General features: G+C 40.2%; 21 protein-coding genes and 1 pseudogene. 14 read left to right on the forward strand and 8 right to left on the reverse strand.

All coding sequences use genetic code 11. The features are described 5' to 3' along the window. Genes sufD through sufB form a run of 4 tightly spaced genes read left to right on the forward strand, consistent with a single transcriptional unit; the run spans window position 1 to window position 4,382 of the window. Window positions 1-1,311 (forward strand): Fe-S cluster assembly protein SufD, encoded by a 1,311-nt coding sequence (gene sufD / locus MUB24_RS05130; protein ID WP_244702045.1) that lies wholly within the window; start codon window positions 1-3, stop codon window positions 1,309-1,311. Further along, window positions 1,311-2,540: a cysteine desulfurase gene (locus MUB24_RS05135; protein WP_244702046.1), complete on the forward strand. Its 1,230-nt coding sequence runs from the start codon at window positions 1,311-1,313 to the stop codon at window positions 2,538-2,540. Before sufD ends, MUB24_RS05135 begins: the two co-directional genes overlap by 1 nt. After that, window positions 2,530-2,967 (forward strand): Fe-S cluster assembly sulfur transfer protein SufU, encoded by a 438-nt coding sequence (gene sufU, locus MUB24_RS05140; RefSeq protein WP_244702047.1) that lies wholly within the window; start codon window positions 2,530-2,532, stop codon window positions 2,965-2,967. The genes MUB24_RS05135 and sufU overlap by 11 nt, the downstream gene beginning before the upstream one ends. Window positions 2,968-2,984: 17 nt before the next feature. Next, complete coding sequence (sufB, locus tag MUB24_RS05145) at window positions 2,985-4,382, forward strand: Fe-S cluster assembly protein SufB (RefSeq protein WP_244702048.1); 1,398 nt, start codon at window positions 2,985-2,987, stop codon at window positions 4,380-4,382. Between the two features lie 171 nt (window positions 4,383-4,553). Here the strand turns inward: sufB and MUB24_RS05150 are convergent, their stop codons facing one another. Continuing rightward, entirely contained in the window at window positions 4,554-4,997 is a 444-nt protein-coding gene (locus tag MUB24_RS05150) for a coiled-coil domain-containing protein (RefSeq protein WP_244702049.1), read from the reverse strand. A gap of 209 nt (window positions 4,998-5,206) precedes the next feature. Between MUB24_RS05150 and MUB24_RS05155 the strand changes: the two genes are divergently transcribed. The 3 genes from MUB24_RS05155 to yunB all read left to right on the forward strand — a co-directional run bounded on the left by MUB24_RS05155 (window position 5,207) and on the right by yunB (window position 7,849). Further along, window positions 5,207-6,571, forward strand: a complete 1,365-nt coding sequence (locus MUB24_RS05155; protein ID WP_244702050.1) for a bifunctional metallophosphatase/5'-nucleotidase — start codon at window positions 5,207-5,209, stop codon at window positions 6,569-6,571. A 115-nt stretch (window positions 6,572-6,686) separates the two neighbouring features. Continuing rightward, window positions 6,687-6,989 (forward strand): YunC family protein, encoded by a 303-nt coding sequence (locus tag MUB24_RS05160; RefSeq protein WP_244702051.1) that lies wholly within the window; start codon window positions 6,687-6,689, stop codon window positions 6,987-6,989. Between the two features lie 89 nt (window positions 6,990-7,078). Continuing rightward, the gene (gene yunB, locus MUB24_RS05165; RefSeq protein ID WP_244702052.1) at window positions 7,079-7,849 is read left to right on the forward strand and encodes a sporulation protein YunB; all 771 of its coding nucleotides are present in this window, start codon (window positions 7,079-7,081) and stop codon (window positions 7,847-7,849) included. A 95-nt stretch (window positions 7,850-7,944) separates the two neighbouring features. On the opposite strand, the gene MUB24_RS05170 is transcribed toward yunB, so the two are convergent. Beyond that, window positions 7,945-8,931, reverse strand: coding sequence for a M23 family metallopeptidase (locus tag MUB24_RS05170; RefSeq protein ID WP_396426696.1), 987 nt, complete (start codon window positions 8,929-8,931; stop codon window positions 7,945-7,947). 63 nt (window positions 8,932-8,994) lie between these two features. Continuing rightward, window positions 8,995-9,663: a YhcN/YlaJ family sporulation lipoprotein gene (locus tag MUB24_RS05175; RefSeq protein ID WP_244702053.1), complete on the reverse strand. Its 669-nt coding sequence runs from the start codon at window positions 9,661-9,663 to the stop codon at window positions 8,995-8,997. A 112-nt stretch (window positions 9,664-9,775) separates the two neighbouring features. Here MUB24_RS05175 and MUB24_RS05180 point away from each other — a divergent pair, with 112 nt between their 5' ends. Beyond that, on the forward strand, window positions 9,776-10,051 hold the full coding sequence (locus MUB24_RS05180; protein ID WP_244702054.1) for a YutD family protein: 276 nt from the start codon (window positions 9,776-9,778) through the stop codon (window positions 10,049-10,051). Window positions 10,052-10,405: 354 nt separating this feature from the next. Here MUB24_RS05180 and MUB24_RS05185 read toward each other — a convergent pair whose 3' ends face one another. Beyond that, window positions 10,406-10,714, reverse strand: coding sequence for a cytosolic protein (locus MUB24_RS05185; RefSeq protein ID WP_244702055.1), 309 nt, complete (start codon window positions 10,712-10,714; stop codon window positions 10,406-10,408). Between the two features lie 154 nt (window positions 10,715-10,868). On the opposite strand from MUB24_RS05185, the gene MUB24_RS05190 reads away from it, so the two are divergent. Next, complete coding sequence (locus tag MUB24_RS05190) at window positions 10,869-11,306, forward strand: DUF86 domain-containing protein (RefSeq protein WP_244702056.1); 438 nt, start codon at window positions 10,869-10,871, stop codon at window positions 11,304-11,306. A gap of 30 nt (window positions 11,307-11,336) precedes the next feature. After that, on the forward strand, window positions 11,337-12,110 hold the full coding sequence (locus tag MUB24_RS05195) for a TIGR01457 family HAD-type hydrolase (protein ID WP_244702057.1): 774 nt from the start codon (window positions 11,337-11,339) through the stop codon (window positions 12,108-12,110). Window positions 12,111-12,265: 155 nt separating this feature from the next. Here MUB24_RS05195 and MUB24_RS05200 read toward each other — a convergent pair whose 3' ends face one another. Beyond that, the gene (locus MUB24_RS05200; protein WP_244702059.1) at window positions 12,266-12,766 is read right to left on the reverse strand and encodes a phosphatidylglycerophosphatase A family protein; all 501 of its coding nucleotides are present in this window, start codon (window positions 12,764-12,766) and stop codon (window positions 12,266-12,268) included. An 89-nt stretch (window positions 12,767-12,855) separates the two neighbouring features. On the opposite strand from MUB24_RS05200, the gene yutH reads away from it, so the two are divergent. Continuing rightward, window positions 12,856-13,860, forward strand: a complete 1,005-nt coding sequence (gene yutH / locus MUB24_RS05205; RefSeq protein ID WP_244702061.1) for a spore coat putative kinase YutH — start codon at window positions 12,856-12,858, stop codon at window positions 13,858-13,860. A 431-nt stretch (window positions 13,861-14,291) separates the two neighbouring features. On the opposite strand, the gene MUB24_RS05210 is transcribed toward yutH, so the two are convergent. After that, window positions 14,292-14,528, reverse strand: a complete 237-nt coding sequence (locus MUB24_RS05210) for a NifU family protein (protein ID WP_244702063.1) — start codon at window positions 14,526-14,528, stop codon at window positions 14,292-14,294. 101 nt (window positions 14,529-14,629) lie between these two features. On the opposite strand from MUB24_RS05210, the gene MUB24_RS05215 reads away from it, so the two are divergent. Continuing rightward, the gene (locus MUB24_RS05215; RefSeq protein ID WP_244702065.1) at window positions 14,630-14,950 is read left to right on the forward strand and encodes a YuzD family protein; all 321 of its coding nucleotides are present in this window, start codon (window positions 14,630-14,632) and stop codon (window positions 14,948-14,950) included. A 544-nt stretch (window positions 14,951-15,494) separates the two neighbouring features. On the opposite strand, the gene MUB24_RS05220 is transcribed toward MUB24_RS05215, so the two are convergent. Beyond that, window positions 15,495-16,562 carry an NAD(P)/FAD-dependent oxidoreductase gene (locus tag MUB24_RS05220; RefSeq protein WP_244702067.1) on the reverse strand — a complete coding sequence of 356 codons (1,068 nt, stop codon included), beginning with the start codon at window positions 16,560-16,562 and terminating at the stop codon, window positions 15,495-15,497. Window positions 16,563-16,960: 398 nt separating this feature from the next. On the opposite strand from MUB24_RS05220, the gene MUB24_RS05225 reads away from it, so the two are divergent. Together MUB24_RS05225 and MUB24_RS05230 are read left to right on the forward strand one after the other, a co-directional pair. Further along, the gene (locus tag MUB24_RS05225; protein WP_244702069.1) at window positions 16,961-17,197 is read left to right on the forward strand and encodes a YuzB family protein; all 237 of its coding nucleotides are present in this window, start codon (window positions 16,961-16,963) and stop codon (window positions 17,195-17,197) included. Window positions 17,198-17,283: 86 nt separating this feature from the next. Then, window positions 17,284-17,646, forward strand: a complete 363-nt coding sequence (locus MUB24_RS05230) for a HesB/IscA family protein (protein WP_244702071.1) — start codon at window positions 17,284-17,286, stop codon at window positions 17,644-17,646. A gap of 370 nt (window positions 17,647-18,016) precedes the next feature. Here MUB24_RS05230 and MUB24_RS23430 read toward each other — a convergent pair. Continuing rightward, window positions 18,017-18,323, reverse strand: a pseudogene (locus MUB24_RS23430) (IS4 family transposase); the annotation flags it as partial.

An 18,323-nucleotide genomic window follows, 5' to 3' on the forward strand; every position in this document is an offset into this window, starting at 1 on the left:
ATGACAATTGATACGAAAATGGCGATCGATCAAAACTATATCCGCTCCTTCTCGACTGAAAAAGGCGAGCCTGCTTGGTTAACAGAGCTTAGAACAGAAGCATTGGCTCTTGCGGATGAAAAGCCGATGCCAAAACCTGATAAAACAAGAATTACAAAATGGAATTTTACGGAGTTCCAAAAACACCAAGCAGAAGGTGAAGTTTTTCAGTCCCTCAATGAACTTCCTGAAATAGCGAAAGAGGTTGTTCATTTAGATGCTGACAACAAAAATCTGTATATTCAACACAATCAAACAGCCGCTTATTTAACTCTTTCAGATGAATTGAAGGAGCAAGGGGTAATTTTTACAGATATGCTGACAGCCGCCAAGGAACATGGTGAGCTTCTGCAAAAATATTATATGAAAGATGCTGTGAAAATAGACGAACATAAATTAACCGCTCTCCATGCCGCTTTAATGAATGGTGGAGCTTTCCTATATATTCCTAAAAATGTGGAAGTCAAGGAACCGATTCAGTCTGTGTTTATTTTTGATGACCAAGAGGCTGCGATGTTTAATCATGTACTTGTAGTGGCTGATGATAATAGTTCTGTGACCTATGTTGAAAACTATCTTTCTGTTATAGAAGAAACGAATGGTATTTTTAATATCATCTCTGAAGTGGTCGCTGGGAACAATGCGAAAGTCATCTATGGTGCTGTCGATACATTGGCAAAGGGATCGACAACCTATGTGAATCGCCGCGGTGTAACAGGCCGAGATGCGACACTTGATTGGGCATTAGGGATGATGAATGATGGAGACACGATCTTTGAGAATATAACGAATCTTATTGGCGATGGTTCAAATAGTAATGCGAAAACAGTTGTTGTTGGAACGGGTAAGCAAACGCAAAACTTTACAACAAGTATCATCCACCATGGAAGAGATACGGAAGGCTTTATTTTAAAACATGGTGTGATGAAGGATGCCGCTTCTTCGATCTTCAATGGAATTGGAAAAATTGAGAAAGGGGCGTCTGGTGCGAATGCGGAGCAAGAATCACGCGTCTTAATGCTTAGTGAAAAAGCACGCGGCGATGCCAACCCTATTCTTCTGATTGATGAGGATGATGTCATGGCAGGGCATGCTGCTTCTGTCGGACGGGTTGACGAATTACAGCTTTACTATCTCATGAGCCGCGGTATCTCTAAAGCGGATGCGGAACGATTAATTATTCATGGCTTTCTTGCACCGGTTGTCGAGAAACTACCGATTGAAGCGGTTAAAAATCAGCTAGTCGATATTATTGAGAGGAAAGTGAAGTAATGCAGATTTCAGAGGTTCGCCAATACTTTCCCATTCTCGATCAAGAAGTCAATGGACATCCGCTCGTTTACTTGGATAGTGCTGCGACCTCGCAAAAACCTGTACCCGTTATAGAAGCGCTGGAACAATATTATCGGGAATATAATGCAAATGTACATCGCGGGGTCCATACATTAGGAATGCGAGCCACCGGTCAATATGAGGGTGCACGTGAAAAAGTTCGTCAATTTATCAACGCTGCTCAGGCGGAAGAAATTATTTTCACAAGGGGAACGACAACCTCCTTAAACACGGTCGCGGCTAGCTTCGGAAGGGCTAATCTTCAAGAAGGTGATGAGATTGTGATCACCTATATGGAGCATCATAGCAATCTTATTCCATGGCAGCAGCTTGCAAAGGAAAAAAAGGCTGTGTTAAAATATATTACCTTGCAGGCGGATGGCACGATTGACCTTGACGATGCCCGAAAAACCATTACGGCAAACACGAAAATCGTTTCAATTATGCATGTGTCTAATGTACTTGGAACGATTAATCCGATCAAAGAATTAACCGCAATTGCGCATCAAAATGGAGCGATTATGGTCGTAGATGGTGCGCAAAGTGCCCCGCATATGAAAATCGATGTGCAAGCTTTAGATTGCGATTTCTTTGCTTTTTCCGCTCATAAAATGTGCGGTCCTACAGGGATTGGTGTCTTGTATGGAAAGAAAGACCTGCTCGAAAACATGGAACCCGTGGAATTTGGCGGTGAAATGATTGATTTTGTTGGACTGCACGAGTCTACCTGGAAAGAGCTGCCATGGAAATTTGAAGCAGGAACACCAATCATCGCTGGAGCCATTGGTTTAGGTGCGGCGATTGATTTCCTCAATGAAATTGGCCCTGATGAAATTTTAGCGTATGAACATCGGTTAGCCGCTTATGCGCTGGAAAAACTGTCCTCAGTGGAGGGCTTAACGATGTATGGACCGGAAAAAGCGGAACAACGGGCAGGGGTCATTACCTTTAATGTGGAGAAGGTTCATCCGCATGATGTGGCAACCGTTCTCGATGCAGAAGGGATTGCGATCCGGGCAGGTCATCATTGTTGCCAACCATTGATGAAATGCTTGCAAGTCTCAGCAACGGCAAGAGCAAGCTTTTATTTATATAACACGGAACAAGACATTGACAGGCTAGTAGCTGGCTTAGTCAAAACAAAGGAGTATTTCACGAATGTCTTTTAATAACCTAGATGCACTCTACCGACGAGTAATCATGGATCATTATAAAAACCCGCGCAATAAAGGCAGCCTGGGGGACGGAAACCTGACTGTCGATATGAATAATCCGACATGTGGAGACCGGATCCATCTAACGATGAAGGTGGAGGACGGAAAGGTGACGGATGCAAAATTTGATGGGGAGGGTTGCTCCATTTCAATGGCATCGGCTTCGATGATGACCCAAACCATTATTGGAAAAGATGTGGAAACAGCGTATAAACTTTCTCATATTTTTTCTGAAATGATTCAGGGAAAAGAATATGAGGAAGAAGGACTCGATCTCGGGGACATGGAAGCCTTACAAGGGGTTTCCAAGTTTCCAGCCCGAATTAAATGTGCAACACTTGCATGGAAGGCCATGGAAAAAGGATTGAATGAGTCATACTAAGAATGGAGGAATGAAGAATGGCGAAAAAAGCACCGGTAATTGGCGATTATAAGTATGGTTTCCGAGATAGGGATGTTTCCATTTTTCGTTCAGAGCGGGGATTGACAAGAGAAATTGTCGAAGAAATCTCCAGAATGAAGGAAGAACCGGAGTGGATGCTCGAATTCCGCTTGAAATCTCTTGAGCAATTTTACAAAAAGCCGATGCCTCAATGGGGCGGAGATTTAAGTGGATTAAATTTCGATGAAATCACCTATTATGTAAAACCATCAGAACATACAGAGCGTTCATGGGATGAAGTTCCTGAAGAAATCAAGCAAACATTCGATAAACTAGGGATCCCAGAAGCGGAGCAAAAATATTTGGCCGGGGTATCTGCTCAATATGAATCAGAGGTTGTTTACCATAATATGAAAGAAGATCTTGAAGAGATGGGGATTGTCTTCAAAGATACGGATTCTGCTTTGAAAGAAAATGAAGATATTTTCCGTGAGCATTGGGCTACAGTGATTCCGCCGTCTGATAATAAATTTGCGGCTTTGAATTCGGCTGTATGGTCAGGAGGATCTTTCATTTATGTTCCTCCAGGTGTAAAAGTAGATACACCCCTTCAAGCGTATTTCCGGATCAACTCCGAAAATATGGGACAATTTGAGCGGACTTTGATCATTGTTGATGAAGGCGCCTCTGTCCACTATGTAGAAGGATGTACAGCTCCTGTCTATACAACGAATTCCTTACACAGTGCGGTCGTGGAAATTATTGTGAAAAAGGGTGGTTACTGCCGTTATACAACGATTCAGAACTGGGCGAATAACGTCTATAACCTTGTGACCAAACGTGCCGTTTGTCAGGAAAATGCGACCATGGAATGGATCGACGGGAATATTGGCTCTAAATTAACAATGAAATACCCATCCGTCCTGTTGATGGGTGAAGGCGCACGCGGGATGACGCTATCGATTGCGATGGCAGGAAAAGGACAACACCAAGATGCAGGAGCAAAGATGATGCATTTAGCACCAAACACCTCTTCATCGATTGTGTCAAAATCGATTTCCCAACATGGTGGAAAAGTGACTTATCGTGGAATTGTTCACTTTGGCCGCAAAGCCGATGGCGCTCGTTCTACGATTGAGTGTGACACGATTATCATGGATCATTTGTCCACGTCCGATACGATTCCATACAATGAAATTATGAACGACAATATTTCATTAGAACACGAAGCGAAAGTATCGAAGGTCTCAGAAGAACAACTCTTCTATCTCATGAGCCGTGGCATCAGTGAACAAGAAGCAACCGAAATGATCGTCATGGGCTTCATCGAACCATTCACAAAAGAACTGCCAATGGAATATGCCGTTGAGATGAATCGATTGATTAAGTTCGAGATGGAAGGATCAATTGGTTAATAATCCTTTATAAAAAACGTCTGTCTGGATCATCCAGACAGACGTTTTTTTGATTTACTATCGGATAGAAAATTTATGCTTTTGATTATGAAGGCAGTGAAAAATGATTGATCAAAACAGACTTTTAATATCCTATGCGCCTCTCAGAGGGTTGGTCATGGCTTGATGCATTCAGTCGCTCACTCTTTTCAGTCGATAAATTTCCCGTTTTTGGTTCAGGGATTCATCCATTAGTATCCGAATGTCTGTTTCAATCGCTTCAATTGTTTCAGCGCTTTTATGAAACTTTGGTTCCAGTACATCAACTTTTGCATTGGTAGCACCTACTGTTTTAACTAATTGATGAAGTAAGTCGCCTTGACGGTATTGCTCGGATTTTACTTCATCCAAGTCACTCCTCATTTCTTTCATATCGGCTTTTACACCATTTAAATCGACTTTCATTTCTTTCATATCGCTTTTTACACCATTTAGGTCGACTTTCATTTCTTTCATATCGGCTTTTACACCATTTAGGTCAACTTTCAATTCTTTCATTTCGTCTTTTACACCATTTAGGTCGATTTTCATTTCTTTCATTTCATCTAAAATCTGTTGAAGCAATTGCTCCGACATTTTTTATTCTCCTTTCTATTTTTTTATTGATCATCGTGCGATTTCCTATCTGATAGTACTATTCTACCATAAATACATTGACAATCTACTAAAATCGTGATGATTTTGAATAACGATTGGAGAAGATTCTGCCCTTTCCTTTTCATCCCTTCTTTGCTATAGTTTTTAGTAATCATTTTAAAGATCTGATCTAGGTAGGAAGTGTATTGATGATTGAAAGGATTCATATTTACCATACAAATGATCTACATAGCCATTTTGAATATTGGCCTAGAATTCAAGCCTTTTTGCAAGAGAAACAGCGACTACATGCTGCGGCAGGGGAGGAAGTTTACCTTTTTGATTGTGGGGACTTTTCAGACCGCTGGCATCCTTTTACAGAAGGAACAAGAGGAAAAGGCAATACCCAATTATTAAATGAGACTGGATATACAGCCGTAACGATTGGCAATAATGAGGGAATTACGTTATCGCATGAAAATCTAGATGAATTGTATCAAGAAGCGCAGTTTGAAGTGATTGTCGCCAATTTGTATGAAGCGGACCAAATGAGGCCGAAATGGTGTGTACCTTATCAAATCTATGAAACGAGAATGGGGACAAAAATTGGGGTAACGGCTGTGACTACTTATTACCAGAAATTGTATGAACTTCTAGAGTGGAAGTTGACAGAGCCGTTTACAGAACTTGAGATTCAATTAAACCGAATCAAAGAAGAAGCGGATGTACTTGTCGTCCTTTCTCATTTAGGAATCCATGATGATGAAAAAATGATCCAATTATTTCCGCAAATTGATTTGATATTAGGTTCCCATACGCATCATTTTTTTATGGAAGGGAAAAGGGTTGGTAAAACGATGATGGCTGCTGGGGGGAAACATGGTCGTTTTGTTGGCTATGTCCAACTACTGGTCGATCCATTAGCTCCACATTTTCAATCGATGTCAGCAAAGTTATTTACATCCAAGGAATTACCTGCTGTTGCCCATGAACATGAACAGCTTCAGCAGTTGGCGGACATTGGAAAAAAGCAATTAGATGTCACAATAGCGACTGTGGACCATACATTTGATTTCTCGTGGAAGGAAACGTCTGAACTTCCTTTGTTGCTTTGTGATGCCGTGCATGAGTGGTGTGAAGCAGAGTGTACGATGCTCAACTCTGGATTAATTCTAACAAGTCTGGAAAAGGGTAGAGTGACAAAATACCATTTACACCAAATGTTACCACATCCGATTAATCCTTGTACGGTGGAGCTTTCAGGAGCTGAATTAAAGGAAATTATCCTGCATGCGGAAAATGAAGATTGGTCGGAAGTGGAAGTGATCGGCCTAGGGTTTCGAGGGAAGGTGATGGGGAAATTTGTTTATCGAGGTATTGAGGTCGATCAGGAAAAATTGCAAGTACATATAAACGGGAGCCCCCTTGATCCAGATCGGATGTATAAACTTGGAACAGTCGATCTGTTCACGTTCGGAAATTTTTTTCCTGAAATCAAACGATCACCCAATAAAGCCTATTTTATGCCGGAATTTTTACGTGATGTGATGGAATGGAAATTGCAAAATATATAAAAGGAAACGATCTAAAGTGGGCTTCATTGCCCTATTTAGAGGGGATTTTAAGATATGTGGCGATTCAACTAAAATGTACTTCTCTCATATATAAGTATGAGAAGGAGTGAGAAACATGGTATCCATTGAACCTTTAATGATTGAAGGTAAAACGTTTATTGCTACATCCGTGTCTTTACCAAAGACAACATTACTCACCATTTCAAACGATAAAGGTTATATTATGTGTGGAGCACTTGATGTTGGTTTGCTCAATGAAAAATTAAAAGATCGAAAAATAGTTGCCGGGCGTGCGGTTGGTGTTAAAACGATTGATCAGCTATTGAATGCGCCATTAGAATCTGTGACAGTGGAGGCCGAAGCATTAGGAATTACAGTAGGAATGATGGGAAAAGATGCTTTATTAAAAATGGGGTAGAATGACTCAAGCTATTAGATTGAAAAATTAAATCCATTTGCGCTAAATCCCTTCTCCTGTGCATATATTGCCAAGAGGAGGGATTTCTTTTGGCTCGATTTCGTACAAGACGTAGGCAACGGGGTCCATTACCCTTACGATATGTTTTACTGCTGTCCTTTGTTTTCTTTATTTTTTCTACGGTATTGGGATTATGGATTGCAAATAGGGGAATTAAGCCAACTTTGATTAATTATGCTGAGTCACAAACGGGAAAAATTGCACCGATGGTTGTTGCAAAAGCTGTTGAGGATGTTCTCCCACAAGTAAAGGATCTTTCAGAAGTAACGGAGTCAGTTCCTGATGAACCAGGTCAACCATCCATTCAGTATCGGACAGATGTGATTAATAAGATCCAAGCAGAATTATCAAGAGAAATCCAGCTCAATTTAAATGAGGCGGAGAAAGGAAATCTAGAAGAACTAGAGATGAAAACAGGTGTTGAGATTGACTATGATAAATCTAGTGAGGATGAAGGAATTGCTTATTCTTTTCCATTAGGCCAGGCAACGAATAATGCTCTATTAGGAAATTTAGGGCCGAAAATTCCGATTCGTTTTTCAGCGGTTGGGAATGTGAAGACAAATGTGGAACATAAAGTGGAGCATTATCCGATCAATAATACGTTTATCACCGTGGTCGTTGCTGTCGAAGTGAATGTACAAATCATTATTCCCTTTGCGACAAAAACAGCTGTAGTGAAACAGGATGTGCCAATTGCAGCGGGCTTTTATCGAGGGGATGTGCCACAATTTTATCATAATGGAGCGGACGGTTTGACTCCTTCAATTGAATTCCCAAAACCGAAGGCAACAGAGTAGAAAAAGGAAATGTATTGTGGTTAATATGTTATAGTGCTATAACAATGGGACTAAAAAGGGAAGAGGAGTTCTGGAAAAATGTATCCAAACTCCTCTTATTTCTTTCTAGCCGAGTATCGTTCCCACATTTTTAAATGGGGGAAAGGATCAAAGGACCATTCTCGAATACCATTATCTTTGTACATGCCAAAATGGAGATGGGGAGGAAACTTACCAGATGTTCCAGGTGGTCCATAACCTGAACTCCCTACACTACCAATCACCTCACCAGGCTTGACGATATCGCCAATGTTTAAATCTTTGGAAAAGCCATTTAAGTGAGCATAATAATGATACGTATTATTTAAATCACGGATTCCAACACGCCAACCCCCGTATTTATTCCAACCTTTCAGTTCAACGACTCCATAAGCGACTGCTCGTACAGGTGTCCCATACCCTGCAAAAATATCGGTTCCTTCATGAGTGCGTCTTCCTCCCCAGCCACGGCTATGTCCCCATGTATTTTTGTAGGTGTAGTTATATCCTTTCGGAAGGGGAAAGGCTTTTTCATTTAAATCAAGCTTATCGAATTCTCGGTAAATTTTGGCATTTGTCATGATCGAACGAACGGTTTGGTCTCTTTTATAATAATCCCAAAGTGCTAATCGAAAAGATTGATCATCCACTCCGTAGGTGCGAAGGAATTGCGCTAATGTATAGAGAAGATCCTCGTCATTTGTGAATTCGATTTTCCCGTCCATATTCCCATCCTTTCCTACACCTCCGAAAAGATTAATTGTCACTGGATTGGAATCTTTGGAATTCGGGTTAAGGGGACCAGCCCACTCCTCAGGAGAAATATAATAGCCGATGATCGCTGGTGGATCTGGTAAATCCTTTCTCACATCACGGATACTTCTTTCAAATTGATCGACAGCTGCTAAATAGTACCAAGGGACAGAAGTAAGAGCCTCTGTTTTTTTGTATAAGTCCATTCTTTTTCTATAAATTTCTTCTTGACTTAATTCCTTTGCTTTGACTTGTTCTAGGCCAAAAACGAAAATAAAGATGAGAATCCAAACAAATATTTTCCGCAAAATTATTCACTCTTTCCTTTTGACTTTAGATGCTTGACCTAAAGGAAGGCCAAGCATCGAGAGGATCTATTTATTTTGGTGATCCCGATCATATTGCTGTTTATATTTTGTTTTATCCAAATGATTATTTTCTTCACCGTTTTCTTCACCGTTTGCATTTTCTCCCTCATTCAATGCTCGACCTTGAGGAGAGCGCTCCAGCATTCGATCGACCACAATTTTAACCGTGCGATCTTTATTCGGTGATTGGGTTGTCATGGAACCAATATTTTCAACATCTTGTCTCAGTTTAGGATCATCCGTTACATATACGTGATACCATCTAGGAACGGCACCCATGACTGACTTTTTCACCTGATCCGCTGTTTCAAATCGTGCTTTTTCGTCATCAGCGTCAGTATTATAAGCAACTAAAACCTCTTCATCTGTTACAATCACACTGGCATCTTGTACATTGGGAAGGACAACAAGCAACTGGCTAATATTATGGGCCGCCTGCTCCCGGTCCATCCATTTAATTGGTTTGGCATCATTTGGATCAGCAGGAACTGGACTTTTCACCTGACGAACAAAGCCAAATTGATCATCTGCGATGTCATTATAAATATCCGCTTGCTCATTTTTATTGACGGAGTTTCCGTTTTTAGGATAGAAATCATCGTTTTCGGCAACATTATTGCCTCCACATGCTGCCAAAGTTACGGTTAAAAAAATAATGGGCCATTTTGCTTTCATTTCAACACCTCCTCTTTTATTAGCTTGCTCAGAAAATATATTTTTTTCTTAGTAATTGTTGGGGATTAGGCTATAATCAATGTAGACAGTTAAATTTGTGGAGGGACGAACAGTGGTCATTATTAATAATCGAAAATATGAATTGATTCGTGAATTCCGTGATGGATTTCAGGAAGAGGCATTTAAAAATCGATTTAGTGATATATTATCGAAATATGATTTTATTGTGGGAGATTGGGGTTATGGGCAGCTGCGTCTTAAAGGCTTTTTTTCTGATCGCAATCAAAAGGCCTCTTTTGATAGTAAAATCGGTGCCATGTATGAATACCTTTACGAGTATTGCAACTTTGGCTGTGCTTATTTTGTCTTAAAGAAAATCGATAAGTAAAGCATGGGTCTACAAAAGTACTCATGATGACCAAAAAAAACAAGAAAGTCCGAAATTCGGTCGTCATGAATGCTTTATGACGACCGAAAACAGGGAATACCTGAAAATGGGTCATCAAGAATGCTTTATGACAACCGAAAAATTGAGAATACCTGAAAATGGGGCATTATGAACACTTTATGTTGCTGAAAAAATGGAATCCACTAGCCCCTCGCGTCAAATAACCCTTAATCTATGCCTTTCATAGGTTAAGGGTTATTTGCTTGTCGGAGTTCTACAGGATGTAGGTCAGAACGGCGTGGAGATTGTCGTCGCGCTTTTAGCCGTTCCTATTTCAAGGCGCTTGTGCTTTCTTCAGCTGTCTTCATAAGGCGTTTGCGTGTCTGTATCAGGATCATCATGGGTTGGATGGGCACCAGGAAATTGACGTGGAATATCTTGATGCATCGATTTAAATTCATAATTAAAGGCGCTATATTTGCGTTGCCCTTTTTTCCAAGGGGTTGATTTATTTTCTACGGGAGTATCTTTTCCTTGCGGAGCTCCATAACCGCCTTCGGGAAATTCTTCCACAGTGAGAAAATTCCTTTGTGTCTCAACATTAGAGACATCTGTATAGGGAATGCCGGTTATATCATCTTTATTACGATCTTTGGATGACAAATTTTTTCAACCACCTTTCTATATCCTTTAGAAATTAGAGTCCCCTAATCTTTTTCGTCCATGCATGGCTTTGGTTGAAAAGGAAATCTTCATGCACGAATTGGAACAGTCTGATAAAATAAGGTTAGAAATTACTCAGGAGGGATATTAAGGGATGTATTTTGTGGATCGTGAAAAAATAGAAGAACGTCTAACTTTTATGGAAGCTCAGCTAACGATATTAAAGTCCCGGCAACAATGGGAAACAGCAATCGAAAAGGCTGCTTTAGAGCGAGTCGCCCACACCATCATTGAAGCGATTTTAGATACAGGAAATGCCATGATTGACGGTTTTATTATGAGAGATCCAGGCAGCTATGAAGATATTGTGGATATTTTATTAGATGAGAAAGTGATTCATTCCTCTTTAGCAAATATCCTCAAGGAAGTTATTACCTGTAGAAAAATGCTTGTACAACAATATGAAGCAGTAGATCATTCACTACTTATGGAAAAAGTTGTAAAACAATTGGATTACTTAGAGGAGTTTCCTGTATCCGTTAGAAAGTATTTGGTCCATGAATTAGGACCGGTATCTGCTTTTAAAAAATGATGTCGCGTAAGGAGAAAAGGGGTTATCATTTTGAGTACATATGAAGGATATTTAATTGATCTCGATGGCACGATGTACCGTGGGCTGGAAAAAATTGAAGAGGCATTAATATTTGTGGAAAAATTGAAGAATAAGGGAATTCCGTATTTGTTTGTGACCAATAATTCTTCCAAACGGCCAGAACAATTTGCTAAAAGTTTACAGGATTTTGGTTTGGAAACACGAGCAGATCAAATATTTACAACCTCAATGGCCACAGCGAATTATTTACATGAAAAAAAACCAGATGCGTCTGTTTATGCCATTGGGGGGGAAGGGCTTCAATCTGCTCTCACAGAAAAAGGTTTTACTTTGGTGGATGATTTAGCCGATGCTGTTGTCATTGGTTTGGATCGAGAGATTACATATGAAAAATTAGCGAAGGCAAGTTTAGCGGTTCGAAATGGTGCGATGTTTATTTCTACAAATGGGGATATTGCTCTGCCATCAGAACGGGGTTTGCTTCCAGGAAACGGAGCTTTAACTTCTGTTATTTCGGTATCCACGCAAATAGAGCCCATTTTTATTGGCAAACCACATTCGATTATTGTGGAGCAAGCATTAGAGGAATTAGGAACAACTAAGGAAGGAACATTGATGGTTGGCGATAATTATGATACAGACATTTTGGCAGGAATCCATGCAGGTTTAGATACATTACTCGTACATACGGGTGTGACCACAAAAGAAATGCTAACTGAAAAATTAGTTCAACCAACTTATGTATTAGATTCTTTAGCTGAATGGAAGTTCGAAGAAGAATAGGCTTCGTATGGCTATGGTCAAAGACAGATAAAGCATTATCTGTTTTCGACCATAATTTTTTTAGATTATCCCGAATTAACTGGCAGTACGACCCCCACATCAAGAATTGGAGGGGAAACCTGTGTCCTGCAGCCCTAAACATCTACTGATTGAAGTTATAGTTCGCCCCTGCTACTATGGGCCAGTCTACTTGAAGCGGCTGCTGCAATCGCCCCAACAATATCGTCAAGAAAGGTATGGCATTCTCCAGTGGAATGATCATTTAATCTTTCTAAAATTCCAGGCTTCTGTTTATCAATATACCCATAATTTGTAAACCCAATCGAGCCATATACATTGACAATGGAGAAGGCTAGAATTTCATCCACTCCATATAAGCTTTCATCATCCGCGATAATCTGTTGAAGCGGTTCATCCAAAAGGCCTTTTTCTGCTAGTTTATCCAATTGAATCCCGGTTAAAATCGCATTTTGAACCTCTCTTTTTTGGAGTACACGTTCAATATTGCCGATACATTCCTCTATTTCGAGATCGGGGTGATATCTTTTTTGTAGATACATTACCAATTCGGCAATATCCTGAATCTTCACACCTCTTTCTTCTAATAAACGGCGTGCGGTTTCTTCAGTTTTTCCTATTTTTCTTATAGGATCCATTTCTTATCATCCTTTCTAATCAATCACCCATAAATTGGCTGGATGGAACATATAAATGATTATAGATCAGCTAAAAAGAGGGATGTAGCATGTCAGAAGACATTTTGCGAAATTACTTCAACATTCAACCCGAACGTTCGATAAAAATTGGCGATATGATTCATTACCTTGCTCAAGGTTCTGTATATAGTACGGTTCAAGTTACTCAATGGGAACAAGAGGCATTAATAGAATTATATGAGATGTCAGAGCATATGGCAAAAATGGGGGATAAAAAAGTTTCAACATTTGTTGCAGCAAACAATGGAAAATATTTAATTACACTAAATGAACAAGATTATGTCGTGCTGCATAATCATTATGTACGTTCTTCAGCCAGAAGAAATAAAGGCAGGCAATTGGCGAAATTTCATGAACGAGGGAGCTATTTGCAAGCACCCATCACTCAGCTAAATCGGGAAGGGCAATGGAAAGAGTTTTGGATTACAAGGTTGGAACAAATGGAAAAAGTATGGTCAGGACTTGTCAGGGAACCAAGCGAAGAGCGTTTTGAGCAATTGTTTGTTGAATCTTTTCCTTATTATTTAGGGATATGTGAAAATGCGATTCAATATGTAAAGGATACAGAGCTTGATGTGCCAAGGTCTCATTCAGATCAAAGAACCATTTGCCACCAAAATTTCCGAGAAAGTTTATGGGATTCCAAAACATCAGTGATAAGAAATCCTTTTGACTGGGTAGTGGATCATAAAGCAAGAGATATCGCTGAATGGGTTCGAGAATGTTACTTTCGTTATCAACGTTCTTATCAGCCCGAATTATTACGGTTTCTAGAAGGATACCAATCCATTGTCCCATTATCCCGTTTTTCTTGGAGACTTATCTATGCTCGCTTATTGTTTCCGCTCCATTATTTTACCTGTGTGGAAAATTACTTTTTAACCTCTTCGGAAGCGTCAAAAAAACAACTGGAAGAAAGGCTCAGTCGATTGATTCGAGATGCCCGAGATTATGAGCAGTTCCTCAGATATTTCTTTCATATAGCAAGCCATCATACTCGTGAATTGCCGCCTGTTGAATGGATTAATCACTGATTTTATTAGTGAAAAAATCGCACGTTCTTTTCCTAGATCGTGCGCAAAAGACACGGCATTTGCTTATAACGGGCATGACCGCACCATTATCATGGAAAAAGCCTCAAAAAGGTCACAACGAAGCATTTGGTCGTGCCCGAAACGGCGGAAAAGTAGTAAAAGGGTCACAACGCAGCGCTTGGTCGTGCCCGAAACATCGAAAAAGTAGCAAAAGGGTCACAACGAAGCACTTCGCCGTGCCCGAAACGTCGAAAAAGCCTCAAAAGGGTTACAACGAAGCACTTCGCCGTGCCCGAAACGTCGAAAAAGTAGCAAAAAGGTCACAACGAAGCACTTGGCCGTGCCCGAAACGTCGAAAAAGTTCCAAAAAGGTCACAAGGGACAAAAAAGGCCGGGCATGATTTTCGCCCGGCTTTTCATGTAAAAATGTATTAAAATACCTGCTCCACTTCTAATATACCAGGTACTTCCTCAATTAAGGCACGTTCAATGCCGGCTTTTAATGTTATGGTAGAACTTGGACATGTTCCACACGCACCAAGTAAGCGGAGCTTCACAATTCCTTCATCCACATCAATGAGTTCGCAGTCGCCGCCATCTCGAAGGAGAAAAGGGCGTAATTTATCTATGACTACCTGAACTTGATCAAACATTGTTTCTTCGTTCATTGCTATCGACTCCTTTCCTATATACCATTATAATCAGATTGATGGAAAAAATCTAGAGAATGAGCCGCTTGAATTTAAAAATACGAAGGGGGTAGAGAAAAATGAAAGAGGAACTCGAACTATTTTTGTATGGTGCCGATCAAATATGTGCAAGTTGTGTGGGGATGCCTTCTTCTAAGGAAACATATGAGTGGTTAAGGGCTGCCATTTCAAGAAAGTATCCCAATCAACCATTTAAAATAACCTATATTGATATTTATCATCCACCAGAGAACAGAGAAATCCAAGCATTTGCAGAACTTGTAAGGGATGAGGAATATTTTTATCCCGTATTGCTTATTGAAGGAGAAGTGGTGGGAGAAGGCAATCCTCGCTTAAAGGATGTTTACCGAAAAATGGAGGAATATGGCTATAAAGCATAAATATTCATGTCTTCCAACGTTCCGAAAAATCATTGGACTAGCCGTAATGAAGAGTGGATAATGCCTGAAATGATGGGAGAGGGCTGGGACAAAACTAAAACGTTCGATTCTAGAGCCAAGCAATGTGCTACCTTAACCGAGGAAATATACTTAGAACCGCAACCAAGAAAAAATCGTTAGAGCGATCACAGATTGAACCGGATAAAATAATGCCTTGCCTCTGGCCTCAAGAGTTTTTTATGAGACATAGGGATTATTATCCATAAAGAAACCGGGTTGACTGCCCGGCTCTTCTTTCCGTTTAAAGATTTTATTGCACTTTTACTTTTACCCCGAATTAACTGGCAGTAAGACCCCCACTTTACTTTTAAGAATTTGAGGGAAAACAAGAATTGTAAGTGAGGGATCAACTGAAAGTCAAGTCCCCGATTCGTTCGGACCAACACGATGTTGTCACAAAGGCGTTGCGACAGGACGTCGTGAATTTAGCCCTTGATCTTCTCGTCAGTGGGGATGAAAAACCCCCACTGAATGAAGTTTGACTTTATCCTTTATGAAATTTATACATCCAAAGGACCCCCGATTTTAGAATACGGGCGATTCTGCCAGTAATAGGGCGGTCCGCCATTAAACCGAATCCTTTCTTCTTCCCTAATGAACCGAGCGTTCCTTTTAGTTTAATTGATGGCATTTCTTCTGGTAATGGTTGTCCATTCCATCTCTTTTTCAGCACTTCTACAATTTGCTCGGCTTGTCCTTCTGCAAGTTGTGCACTTGGTGCATGTGGAAGGCTTGCGCAATCCCCCACTACATATACATCTTCATGTTCGGGGAGATTGTGATGGGGCGTAAGAATGGCTCGACCTTGTCGATCTTTTTCAATATCCATATCCCGAATAATTTTATTTGGTTGAATACCGGCTGTCCACACGACCACATCTGTTGAAAAAGCTTGATCATGATTATAAAGAGTTCCTTCTTCTACCTTTGTAATATTTGCTTCATTGATCACCTCTATGCCGTTTGTAGAAAACCAATTTTGTACATAAAGACTGATTCTTTCAGGAAAAGAAGAAAGAACCGTTTTTCCACGGTCAAAAAGTTTAATCGTTAAATCTGGGCGGCTTTCTCTTAGCTCACTTGCAAGTTCAATCCCGCTTAATCCCCCACCAACTATGCTTACCACAGAATTTGTAGATAAATTATTCAGCGTTTGATATGTATCTCTTGCCTTTTCAATCGATTGAATACTATGTGTAAATGTATCTGCTCCAGGAATATTATGATATTTGTCTTCACAGCCAAGACCAATAATTAATTGGTCATATGAAACTGAATCTGACTCGGCCAGATGTACCAATTTATTGTCCAAGTCAATCCCACTGACCTCTCTGTATTGCACGTTCAACTTTGGTTCATTTGGAAAAGCAACTCTAACATCTTGATCAGAAACGGTTCCAGCTGCAAGGGCATAATATTCGGTTTTTAAAGAGTGATAGGGATTCTTGTCAATCAACGTAACCGTCCAATCGTCCGGAAGGTGGTTAGGGAGAAGTTCCCGTAGCACTCGCATATTTCCATATCCTCCACCGAGCAATACCAGTTTTTTCATAAAAAGTATCTCCTTTTGCCAACTACTTAAGAGTAAAAAGTATCATTTTTCCATGATAAATATTGAAGACGAAAATAGCCTTCAATTAGATGAGTCTGTATATTTAATCCCAAGGTAAAGTATAACGGATTCAGAGTGGATATACAACCAACCATTAGTAGAGTTCTTTAAGAAAATGGATAGTAAGGCACCTCATTTCATTCGGTTTTTTAAAGACATGACGTCACTTCACTCGAGATCAATAGTGAAAATGACGCTTGTCGTCGTATTCGTCTTGTAGAGTTGTCCATACTAGAAAAATCCCTATCTAAATTCTCTTAGATAGAGCGTTTCTCGATTTGAATTTTGACTATTGAGGTGATTACGAGTACGATAAGAAATGTGGATGAGGTGATGGTGTGAATCCGATTATCGAATTTTGTATCAGTAATCTTGGGATGGGCAGTTATGAAGCCTTGGAAATTTTAGAAGAAGATCCCAATCTAGATATCGTCGAATATGGTTGCCTGGATCATTGTGATTTATGTGCTGAATCTTTGTATGCCCTAGTGAATGGAGATGTCGTAACCGGTGATTCCCCAGAATCTCTAGTTAAGGCAATTTACCAATATATTGAAGAAAATCCGATGTTCTAAAGGCAAAAGGCATTATCGTTGGTTGAGAATATTGAATAAGAGGTATATAATAGGTAGATAAGCACAAACATATGGGGGTGCAAATAATGAGTGAAATCATTACACTTACGGAAGCAGCAGCGTTACAGATTAAGGATATGATGAAGCATAGTGGGGAAGAGGATGCTTATTTCCGTTTTTCCATCAATGGCGGCGGATGTAGTGGACTTTCTTATGGAATGAGTTTGGATCATGAGAAAGCAGAATCTGACCACTTCTTTATAGCTCACGATGTTCCAATCGTGGTGGACGATGAAAGTGCACCAATTGTTACTGGAACCGTCATTGACTATAAACAATCCATGATGGGTGGCGGCTTCACCATCGATAATCCCAATGCCCTTGTTTCCTGTGGTTGTGGCTCATCCTTCCGTACAGCGAAAGTGCAAGGTACACCAGAGAAGTGTTAAATAAATTATCCATACATTTTATGGACATGAAAAGGATTGCTTCGGGCATTTGCCAATAGAAGCAATCCTTTTCGTTTTTTTACAGGATAGGAAAAATTGGCTAGTGTTTGGATCTAGCTCCAGTCGCCATCGGCTCGAGGTCATAAACCCGAGACAATAAAAGTCAAGACCGGACTTTTATTGTCTCAGAACATTTGCTTGTCGCGGGCCAACAGGATGTTGGTCAGAACGGCGTTGCGCCAGGACGGCGCGAACTTAGCCGTTCATCCATTAAACGGGCGCTTTCGCTTTTCTTATAGCTAAGAACTCAACTTTCGCACCCTAAAGATAGCTCTTAACCCTTGATATATTTGGGTGTAACATAGTTTGACTATGCTGCGTTTTCTATAAATTCCTTGTTGCCCAGAAAAGGTTTCTTTAAAAATCTGGGTAACTTGTTAAAGAGTTTGTCGATGATGGATTGTACTCTTTCTTCCGAAAGGACAGGTTCTTCTAAAAGAGTGGATTTTAACAAATCTAAAATCAACATAAAGGCTTGTGCAAAGCGAAGGTCTTCCATTTCATCGCAGCACAAATAAAAGAGCTGTCCAATCGTTTTTGGATCCTCTTCTTCCCGTGAGCTCATGGCAAGCATGATATATCGTGCGAAAACAACAGTGGTATGGGCGACCAACGCA

Source organism: Lederbergia sp. NSJ-179 (genome assembly GCF_022867885.1).
In the GTDB taxonomy this organism is placed as follows: Bacteria; Bacillota; Bacilli; order Bacillales; family Bacillaceae_C; genus Lederbergia.